Below are 10802 nucleotides of genomic sequence, written 5' to 3'. Positions count from 1 at the left end.
CGCGGTCACACCCGGCGGTGACGAAATCACCCCGGCCCGTCCCGGAAGCTGTAGCAAAGTTCGACGCTGTAGCGATGATCGACACGGCGGGCCGGACAACTCGGGCGGGCCCGGCCGCGGCCGATCAAAGGAGTCGACTGTTCGATGAAGCGTTCTGTACTAAACAGGGTCAACCTGCGCCGCAGCATGGTGGCGGTGCTCGCCGCCATGGTGTCGGTGACGGCCTTCGGTGGCACCGGCGTCGCGGAGCCGGCGAAAGCACCTGCCGTCACCTCCGTCGAGAAGGACGGGCGCACCTGGCATCTGAAGGTGTACTCGGCGGCAATGGACAAAGAAGTCACCATCGATGTGCAACGCCCGGTCGATGAGTCCACGCCCGCTCCGAACCTCTACCTGATGAGCGGTCTGGACGCCGGTGAGAGTTCCGCCAGCTGGCGGGAACAGACCACCGTGCTGCCGTTCCTCGCCGAAAAGCACGTCAACGTCATCGAGCCGATCGGTGGTCGCGGCAGCTACTACACCGATTGGGTGAACGCCGATCCGGTGCTCGGCGTGAACAAGTGGCGCACCTTCTTCACCTCGGAACTGCCTCCGCTGCTGGACAAGACGCTGCAGTCCACCGGTCGCAACGCGCTGGCCGGGGTCTCCACCTCGGGCACCTCGGTGCTGCAGCTGGCCGAGGCCAAGCCGGGGCTGTGGAAGTCGGTCGCCGCCTACAGCGGTTGCGCGCAGATCGCCGACCCGCTGGGCCGGACGGCGCTCAAGCTGTCCGTCGAGAACTGGGCCGGCGGCAATATCGACAACATGTACGGCCCCGCCGACAGCCCGCTATGGGAGGACAACGACCCGGTGATCAACGCGGAGAAGCTGCGCGGCACCGAGCTCTACATCTCCACCGGCAGCGGCATCCCGGTGTTCGCGGACCTGCAGTGGTACCAGACCAACGCACCCGGTCCGGTCGGCATGGTGAACCTCACCGTCGGCTCGGTCATCGAAGCCGCGGTCGACCAGTGCACGCGCAACCTGAAGAACAAACTGGATTCGCTGAACATCCCGGCCCAGTACGACTTCAACTCGATCGGCACGCATCGCTGGTCGTATTGGGACGACACCTTCCGTGACTCCTGGCCGATGCTCGCGCGCGGCATGGGCCTGACCCCCTGACGAAACCGACCGGGCGACAACCCGTGGTGTGAGATCGACCTGCGGGCGGCGCGGAAGACGTGCCGCCCGCTCCGTTATTCGGACGGGTGCGTCCGGAGAGTGAGGAAGTGGAATGCTGAACGCGCGTCGAGAAGGGCGCTCCGGTCGTCGTCGTGGGTCGGTGGTTCCACTCTTCGGCGACCTGCTGACAGCAGCGGTGAAAACGGCCGCGGATAACGTGGCCGTCCGCTTCGAGGATCGCGAACTCACCTACCGGCAACTGGACGAGCGCTCGGCACAGCTGGCGCGCGAGCTCATCGATCGCGGCATCGGCCCCGGCGACATGATCGCGATCGCGATCGCCCGCAGCATCGAATCGGTGCTCGCCGTCTGGGCGGTCGCCCGCACCGGCGCCGCGTTCGTGCCCGTCGATCCGGTCTATCCGAGAGACCGGATCGAGTTCATGCTGGCCGATTCCGGGTCCGTGCTCGGGCTCACCACCGGGGCGCACCGGCCGGGACTGGGTGACAGCGTCGAATGGCTGGAACTGGATGATCCGGCGGTCGCGCAGCGAGTCGCGGCCCGGCCGACACACCCGTTCTGGTACGGCGATCGCGTGCGCCCGCTGACCGTGCAGCATCCGGCCTACATCATCTACACCTCGGGTTCCACCGGCCGGCCCAAAGCGGTCGTCGTCACCAGCGACGGTTTCGCGCGGGTGGCCGGCGCGCAGTACGGCATCACGGCCGATTCCCGGGTAACCCATTTGAGCTCACCGAGTTTCGATTTCTCGATCCTCGAATTCCTGCACACCTTCGTCGCCGGCGCCACGCTGGTGGTCGTCCCGCCGACCGTCTTCGGCGGTGAGGAATTGGCGGCGCTGCTGAAGCAGGAGCGCATCACCCATCTGACGATCACGCCCGGCGCACTGGAATCGGTACCGCTGCAGGACTATCCCGATCTGCGGACCGTGATCTGCGCCGGTGACACCCTGGCGCCCGCGCTGGTGGACCGGTGGACCACGGCCGATCGGGCGGTGTTCAACGCCTACGGCCCGACCGAGACCACGGTGATCGTGACGACCGGCCCGATGACCGCCGGTGCGCCCGTCACCCTGGGCCGGATCACCGAGGGCTCCCGTCCGCTCATCCTGGATTCGCGTTTGCGGATGGTGCCCAGCGGCGTGGCCGGTGAGCTGTATATCGCGGGATCGGGTCTGGCCCAAGGGTATCTGGGTCGCCCGGAACTGACCGCCGAACGTTTCGTGGCCAACCCGTTCGCGGCCGAACTCGGCCTGTCCGGTGCGCGGATGTACCGCACCGGCGATCTGGTGCGCCGGACCGAGGACGGCAGTCTGGAGTATCTGGGCCGGTCGGACTTCCAGGTGAAGATCCGCGGTCTGCGCATCGAGCTGGGCGAGATCGACAGCGCGCTGTCCGCGCATCCGGACGTCGCCTTCGCCGTCACCCTCGGAAAGGCTCTGCCCTCCGGGACAACCGCGCTGGTGTCCTATGTGCTGGGGCATCCCGGCGCCGTGCTCGAACCGTCCGAGCTGGCGGAGTTCCTGTCGACCTCGTTGCCCGCCTACATGGTTCCCACCTCCATCACGGTGCTCGACGAGCTTCCGCTCACGCCGGTCGGCAAATTGGACCGTGCCCGGCTGCCGGAACCCGTCTTCGTGGTGCGGGAGTTCCGCGCACCGGCCACCCGGGCCGAAGAGATCGTCGCGGAGGTCTTCGCCGCGGTCTTGCGTCCCGACGAGGACGAGCCGGTCGGCGCCGACGACGACTTCTTCGAACTCGGCGGCAATTCGCTGCTGGCCACCCAGGTGGCCGCCCGTCTCGGCGCCGCGCTCGGCACCCGGATACCGCTGCACCTGATCTTCGAGGCGAGCGGCGTCGCCGACCTGGCCGCACTGGTGGAGCGGCACGCCGGGCTGACCGGTGCCGACAGTGCCCAGCAGGTGCCGTTGCGGCCGATGCCGCGGCCCGAACGCATCCCACTGTCCTACGCCCAGCAGCGCATGTGGTTCCTGAACCGGTTCGACCCGGACAGCGTGGTGGACAACATCCCGATGGCGGTGCGCCTGTCCGGCCCGCTGGATCTGGACGCGCTGCACGCGGCGGTACGCGACCTGGTCGCGCGGCACGAGGTGCTGCGCACCATCTACCCCGGCGTCGACGGCGAGGGCTACCAGGTGGTGCTCCCCGTCGACGACCCGCGCGCGGTGCCGGACCTGCCGGTGGTGCCGGCGGATCTGGAGCAGCTGCGCGGGCTGGTCGTGGAGACTTTCGCGGGCGCCTTCGATGTGACCGCCGCGCCGCCGTTGCGGTTGCGCGCGTTGCGGCTCAGCGACACCGAGCACGTGCTGGTGTGCGTGGTGCACCACATTGCCGGCGACGGCTGGTCGCTGCGCCCGCTGACCACCGATCTGATGACCGCCTATGTCGCGCGGGCCGCCGGTGCGGCCCCCGCGTGGGCGCCGTTACCGGTGCAGTACGCCGACTTCAGCATCTGGCAGCGCAGTGTGCTCGGCTCGGAAGATGATGCGCGGAGCCTGTTTTCGGCCCAGGCCGAATTCTGGCGGAACACGCTGGCCGGGCTTCCGGACGAGCTACCCCTGCCGTTCGACCGCCCGCGCTCGATCACCCAGTCGTTCGCCGGCGCGCAGCTGGTGTTCCCGATCGGGGCCAAGCTGCACCAGCGGCTGCAAGAGGTCGCCCGGGAACAGCAAGGTTCGCTGTTCATGGTGCTGCACGCCGCGCTGGCCGTCATGCTGGCGGGCGTGTCGGGTACCGACGACATCGCCATCGGCACGCCGGTGGCCGGTCGTGGTGAGGCGGCGCTGGACGACCTGATCGGCATGTTCGTCAACACCTTGGTGTTGCGCACCCACGTGCGCGGTGAAGTCACCGTCGCCGAGTTGCTCGCCGAGACCCGCGACATCGACTTGCAGGCGTTCGCGCACAGCGACATTCCGTTCGAGCGTCTCGTCGACCTGCTCGCGCCGGAGCGCTCGATGAGCCGCAACCCGCTGTTCCAGGTGATGCTGGCGTTCCAGAACATGCCCGAGGGCACGTTCGAGCTGCCGGGGCTGCAGGTTTCCGGCGTCGAATTCGAGAACGTCACCGAAAAGTTCGACCTGTCGCTGAACATCATGGAGGCCGCGGCCGCCGGCGACGAGCCGGGCGCGGTGGGCCTGCAGGCCGAATTCTCTTACGCCACAGATCTGTTCGACGCCGACACGGTCGCCGGTTTCGCCGCCCGCTATCTGCGGGTGCTGGAGTCGATCGCCGAGGATTCGCAACGGCGGGTGCGCGATATCGATCTGCTCGACGAGGCCGAGCGGGCCCTGGTGCTGCGGGACTGGAACCGGACCGAGCAGGTCGTGCCGGAACTGGTGACCGTGCTGGATCGGTTCGAGGCGCAGGTCCGGTTGCGGCCGGAGGACACCGCTCTGATCTTCGATCCGGGCGAGGGCGCACAGGTGCGGCTCACCTACGCGGAGTTCTCCGTGCGGGTGAATCGTTTGGCGCGCAAGCTGATCGAGGCGGGTGTCGGCCCGGACGCCGTGGTGGCGGTGTCGATGCGGCGGTCGGTCGACATGCTGGTCGCCTTGTACGCGACGCTGGCCGCAGGCGGTGCCTATGTGCCGGTCGATCCGGATCACCCGGCCGAGCGCATCGACTATGTGCTGGCCAGTGCCCGCCCGGTCGTCGTGCTGACCACCAGCCGCGACGGCGTCGGCGCCGCCCGCGACACCATTGACACCGCCCGCGACACCATTAACACCACGGACGCCGCCGGCGCGCCGCCGGTCTGGCAGGTGGACGAACTGGAACTGGCCGGGTATTCCGGTGCGCCGTTGACGCCGGTGGAGCGGCGCGGGCCGCTGCGTCCCGGCAATATCGCCTACTTGATCTACACCTCCGGTTCCACCGGCCGCCCGAAGGGCGTGGCGATCAGCCATGCCGCGATGGTCAACCAGATGAGCTGGATGATCGGCGAATTCGGGCTGAACGACGCCGACGTGGTGTTGCAGCGGACGCCGTTCACCTTCGACCCGTCGGTGTGGGAGCTGTTCACGCCTTTGATGGCAGGCGGACGCCTGATTCTCGGCGCGCACGACAGCCACCGCGATCCGAAGCTGCAAGCCCAGCTGATCGGTCGATACGGCGTGACCATGATGGAAATGGTGCCGTCGCTGCTGTCGGTGTTCGCCACCGCCGCCTCGGCCGCCGAATGCCGTTCGCTGCGTGCGGTGCTCGCCGGTGGCGAGGTTTTGGCGCCCGCGACGGTCAGCGCGTTCCGTGAGGTGTCGGACGCGGCGCTCTACAACACCTACGGTCCCACCGAGGTCACCATTACCGTCAGCTCGTGGCGGGTGGACGAGGTGCCGCCGAATACGGTGCCGATCGGTGGTCCGGTGTGGAATACCCGGGCCTATGTGCTGGACGCGGCGTTGCGGCCGGTGCCGGTGGGTGTGCGCGGCGAATTGTATTTGGCCGGTGCGCAGTTGGCACGCGGCTACCACGGACGCGTCGACCTGACGGCCGATCGTTTCGTCGCCGATCCGTTCGGCGCCGAGGGCGAACGGATGTACCGGACCGGTGACCTGGTGCGGTGGAAGCCCTCCGGGGCGCTGGAATACATCGGTCGCACCGACTTCCAGGTGAAATTCCGTGGTCAGCGCATCGAACTGGGCGAGATCGAAGCCGCGCTGCTGGCGTGCTCCGGGGTGCGGCAGGCGATCGTGCAGGTAGTGACGACGGTCACCGGTGACCAGTTGGTCGGCTACCTGGTGGGCGCCGACGACCTCGATGTGGAGGCGGTGCGGGCGGCGCTCGGCCTGCGACTGCCGTCGTACATGGTGCCCTCGGCGTTGCTGGTGCTGGCGGAGTTCCCGGTCAACGCCTCCGGCAAGCTGGATCCGAAAGCGTTGCCGGAGCCGGTGTTCGAGGCGCGCGAGTTCCGTGCGCCGGTGACGCCGCTGCAGGAGATCGTGGCCGGTGTGTTCGCCGACCTGCTCGGTGTCGAGCGGGTCGGGCTGGATGACGACTTCTTCGCCCTCGGCGGCAACTCGCTGCTCGCCGCCCGTGCGGCGGCCCGTCTCGGCGAGGCCATCGACGGAAACATCGCGGTGCGCGTCCTGTTCGAGGCGCCCACCGTCGCCGCGCTCGCGGAACGGATCGTGCCCGGCGCCGCCGGTGCGCTACGGCCCAAACTGGTCCCGCAGGAGCGGCCCGGCCGGGTGCCGCTGTCGCTGGCTCAGCAGCGGATGTGGACGCTGAATCAGCTCGATACCGAATCGCCCGCCTACAACATTCCGCTGGGGCTGCGGCTCACCGGCGACTTGGATGTGCGGGCGCTGAGTGCGGCCGTCGAAGACGTGCTGGAGCGGCACGAGTCGCTGCGCACCCGGTACCCCGTCGATGCCGCCACCGGTCTGCCCTACCAGGAGATCCTGTCCGCCGCGGCGGCGATGCCGGGTGGACTGCAGGTGCACTCGACCGTCGATCCGCTGGCCGACGCCACCACGCTGATGTCCCGCGGATTCGATGTGACACAGGAGGTTCCGCTGCGCGCGGCCCTGTTCACCAGTGCGGCGGTCGACCCGTCCGGTGCGCGGGATCATGTGTTCGCGATGGTGATCCACCACATCACCGGCGACGGCTCCTCGGTCCCGCCGCTGGCACGCGACCTGATGACGGCCTACATCGCGCGCAGCACCGGCGCTACCCCCGGGTGGGCCCCGCTGGAAGTCCAGTACGCGGACTACGCCCTGTGGCAGCGCCGCGTTCTCGGTGACGAGAACGACGAGAATTCGCTTGCCGCAAGCCAATTGGCTTACTGGCGGGAACAGCTGGCCGGACTGTCCGCGTTGCCGGGCCTGCCGCAGGATCGCCCGCATCCGCCGACGCCGTCGGCGCGGGGCGCGGTGACCACGCTCATGGTGCCCGCGGAGGTGCACCGCGCACTGGATCATCTTGCGCGGGAACGGAACGCGACGCTGTTCATGGTGGTGCACGCGGCGCTCGCCGTGCTGCTGGCCCGAGTGTGCGGGCGCACCGACGTGGCGATCGGCACGCCGGTCGCGGGCCGCGGCGCCCGCGCGCTGGACGACCTCGTGGGTATGTTCGTCAACACCCTGACATTGCGCACCGAGGTGGACAGCGCCCTCGGTTTCGACACCCTGGTCGACCGGATCCGTGAGATCGACCTGGCCGCCCTGGACAACGCCGACCTCCCGTTCGAACGGATCGTGGACGAGGTCGCCCCGCACCGGGGTCGCAATCAGAATCCGCTGTTCCAGGTGTTGCTGGCGTTCCAGAACACCGAACCCGTGCACCTCGAACTGCCGGGACTGACCATCGCGGGCGAGCACGACGGCGCCTTCGCGGCGAAGTTCGACCTGAGTATCGGCGTCGCCCCCGTGGTGCACGCCGATCGCACCTTCGGTGAGCTGTCGGTCGGCTTCGGCTACGCGACCGACATCTTCGACGAGGCGACCATCGCGGCACTCGCCGAACAGTTCGGCCGGGTGCTGGCGGCGGTGGCCGCCGATCCGCGGGCCGTGGTCGGCGATGTCGATCTGCTGGCCCCGGCCGAGCGAAACGCTCTGCTGCGGGCGGGCACCGGCGCCATCGCCCCGATCGACGCGTCAGCGAACCTGGCAGCGCTGTTCCAGGCGCAGGTGGAGCGCACGCCCGACGCGGTCGCGGTGAGCTTCGAGGGCGAGTCCCTGACCTACGCCGAATTCGCGGCACGGGTGAATCAGCTTGCGCGGCATCTGATTTCGCTGGGCGTCGGGCCGGACCGGCTGGTCTCGCTGGGCATGCGCCGCTCGCTGGACCTGGTGATCGGGATCTACGCGATCACGGTGGCGGGCGGTGGCTATGTGCCGCTGGACCCGGACCATCCGGCCGAACGCACCGCGTACGTCCTGGCGACCGCGGACCCGGTCTGTGTCCTGACCACCGCGACCGATATCGCCGATGTCGCGGCCGCCGCGGCGGAGGGCGGACACCAGCTCGTCGATCTGGACTCGCTGGACCTGTCCGGATACTCGGCCGCACTGGTGACCGACGCGGACCGGATCGCGCCGCTGCGCTCCGCGAACACGGCCTACGTCCTGTTCACCTCGGGCTCGACGGGCCGCCCGAAGGGCGTCGGGGTGTCGCACGCGGCGATCGTGAACCACCTGGTGTGGCTGCGCACCGAGTACGAGTTGACGGCCGATGACGTGATGCTGCTGAAGACCCCGGCGACCTTCGACGTCTCGCTGTGGGAGTTCTTCCTGCCCTTGCAGATCGGTGCGCGGCTGGTGATCGCCCGACCGGACGGGCACCAGGATCCGGTGTATCTGGCGGAGGTGATCACCGCCGAGGGCGTGACGATGGGCAATTTCGTGCCCTCGATGCTGGCGGTGTTCGTGGGCGAGCCGACGGTGGCCCGATGCACCTCGTTGCGCCACGTGATCGCGGTCGGCGAAGCCTTGGCGCCCAAGCCCGCCCAGCAGTTGCGTGAGCTGACCGGCTCCGCCCTGCACAACCTGTACGGCCCCACCGAGGCCACGGTGCACGCCACCTTCCACGAGGTGGTCGACGACGACGTGGTGTCGGTGCCGATCGGCCGCCCGCTGTTGAACACGCGCGGTTACGCACTGGACGCGCGGCTGCGGCTGGTGCCGGTCGGCGTGGTCGGTGAGCTGTATCTCGGCGGTGTGCAACTGGCGCGCGGATACGTGGGGCGTCCGGATCTGACGTCGGATCGCTTCGTCGCCGATCCGTTCGTCGCGGGCGAGCGGATGTATCGCACCGGCGATCTGGTGCGCTGGACCGCCGCCGGTGAGCTGGAGTACCTGGGCCGCACCGACTTCCAGGTGAAGCTGCGGGGCCAGCGGATCGAACTGGGCGAGATCGAGGCCGCGCTCGCCGGCGTCGAATCGGTGGCACAGGCGACCGTGATAGTGCGCGCCGACGAGCGCCTGGGCGAACAGCTGGTCGCCTATCTGGTGCCGGCCCCCGGCGCCGTGATCTCGATCGAGGACGTGAAATCGGCGGCGGCGCGGCAATTGCCCACCTACATGGTGCCCGCGGCCTTCGTGGTGCTCGACAAGATCCCGGTCAGTGCGCACGGCAAACTCGACCGGGCGGCGCTGCCGGCTCCGCTGGCCGTCGCGCGGGAATACCGGGCACCCAGCACCCCGGAGGAGCAGGCCATCGCCAAGGTCTTCGCCGCCGTGCTCGATGCCGAACAGGTCGGCTTGGACGACGATTTCTATGAGCTGGGCGGCAATTCGCTGCTGGGTATCCGGGCTTGCGCGGCGCTCACCGCCGAACTCGGCCGGCCGGTCTCGATCAAGATGCTGTTCGCGCACTCGAGTGTCGGCGCGCTGGCCATCGCGTTGCGCGACGGCGACCGAGCCGAAGCCTCCGACGGCTCCGACCCCATGGCCGATACGGTGCTGGACGCCGCCATCAGCGTCGCCGGTTGCGCCGCGCCGCGCGCGGGTGCGCCGGAATCCATCCTGATCACCGGGGCCACGGGCTTCCTGGGCAGCTTCCTGCTGCGTGAGTTGCTCGAACGGACGACCGCGACCGTCTACTGCCTGGTCCGCGCCACCGACGACGCCGCCGGTGCGGCCCGAATCGACGCGGTGGCACGACAGTATCGGGTCGATCTGGAGCCTTACCGCGACCGGATCGTCGCGGTCACCGGCGACCTGGCCCGCCCGCGGCTCGGCCTCGAACCGGCTCGGTTCGCGATGCTGGCGGAGCGGATCGACGTGATCTACCACAACGGCGCTCAGGTCAACCACATCGAACCGTATTCGCGAATGCGGGCGGCGAACGTCGGCGGCACCGTCGAGGTGCTGCGGTTGGCGACCACCACCCGGATCAAACCGCTGCACTATGTGTCGACGGTGTCCGTGCTGGAGGGCACTCCGCAGGAGGGCGGGGTACCGATCGGGATGGAGGGCTACGCACTCTCCAAATGGGTTGGCGAACAGCTGGTCTGGGCCGCCCTGGACCGTGGTATCCCGGCCACGATCTATCGACCGGGCCTGCTTACCGGCGATTCCCGCACCGGCGCGGCCCCGGTCGACGACGCCGCGATGACGATGATCCGCGCCATGCTGGTTCTCGGGGTGTGGCCGGACTTCGGTGTCATCGAACAGCCGATGGCGCCGGTCGACCACGTCGCCGCCGAGCTGATCCGGCTCTCCGGTGAACCGGATCCGGAGCACGCCGTGCACTTCCTCACCGGTACGAGCGAGGGCGTCTGGGAGACCGTCACCGCGGAGGCACGGCGGCGCGGCTACCCGGTATCCATGGTCGAGCCCAGGGAGTTCGTGCAGGCGGTCGCCGAAGCCGCCGAGCACGCGATCGCCACCGGTGACGAGCCCCTGATCCGGGCAGCGGCCCTCATCATCAATTACGCCGGTGAGGGCGCCGCCGCGGCCGATCGGGCCGAGGAGGATCCGGGCACCGTCGAGGAGCACCCGGCCCCGCACGAAAGCGAAGTGGAATACACCATGCCCACGGTGGGCCCGGAAATCCTGGCCCGCTACTTCGACTACTACGTCGAGGTCGGCTTCTTCCCGGCTCCGCTGGGCGAGCAACTCGACGAGGTCGGGGCGGCCCGCTGACCCGAAC

2 protein-coding genes are annotated in these 10802 nt (G+C 69.0%); both read left to right on the top strand.

The features are described from left to right. The first annotated feature begins 144 nt into the window (after positions 1-144). A complete protein-coding gene (locus BJ987_RS02035; protein ID WP_209884136.1) occupies positions 145-1164 on the top strand; it encodes an alpha/beta hydrolase in 1020 nt (339 codons plus the stop codon). A 112-nt stretch (positions 1165-1276) separates the two neighbouring features. After that, positions 1277-10795 carry a non-ribosomal peptide synthetase gene (locus tag BJ987_RS02030; RefSeq protein ID WP_209884134.1) on the top strand — a complete coding sequence of 3173 codons (9519 nt, stop codon included), beginning with the start codon at positions 1277-1279 and terminating at the stop codon, positions 10793-10795. Positions 10796-10802 lie beyond the last annotated feature (7 nt).

Origin of the sequence: Nocardia goodfellowii, assembly GCF_017875645.1 — a bacterium.
Classification (GTDB): Bacteria; Actinomycetota; Actinomycetes; order Mycobacteriales; family Mycobacteriaceae; genus Nocardia; species Nocardia goodfellowii.
This window is presented reverse-complemented; position numbering and strand designations above follow the sequence as displayed.

Bases quoted from the DNA above. Each gene is read 5' to 3' on its own strand.
- BJ987_RS02035 (WP_209884136.1), top strand. From the start codon at position 145: ATGAAGCGTTCTGTACTAAACAGGGTCAACCTGCGCCGCAGCATGGTG.
- BJ987_RS02030 (WP_209884134.1), top strand. From the start codon at position 1,277: ATGCTGAACGCGCGTCGAGAAGGGCGCTCCGGTCGTCGTCGTGGGTCG.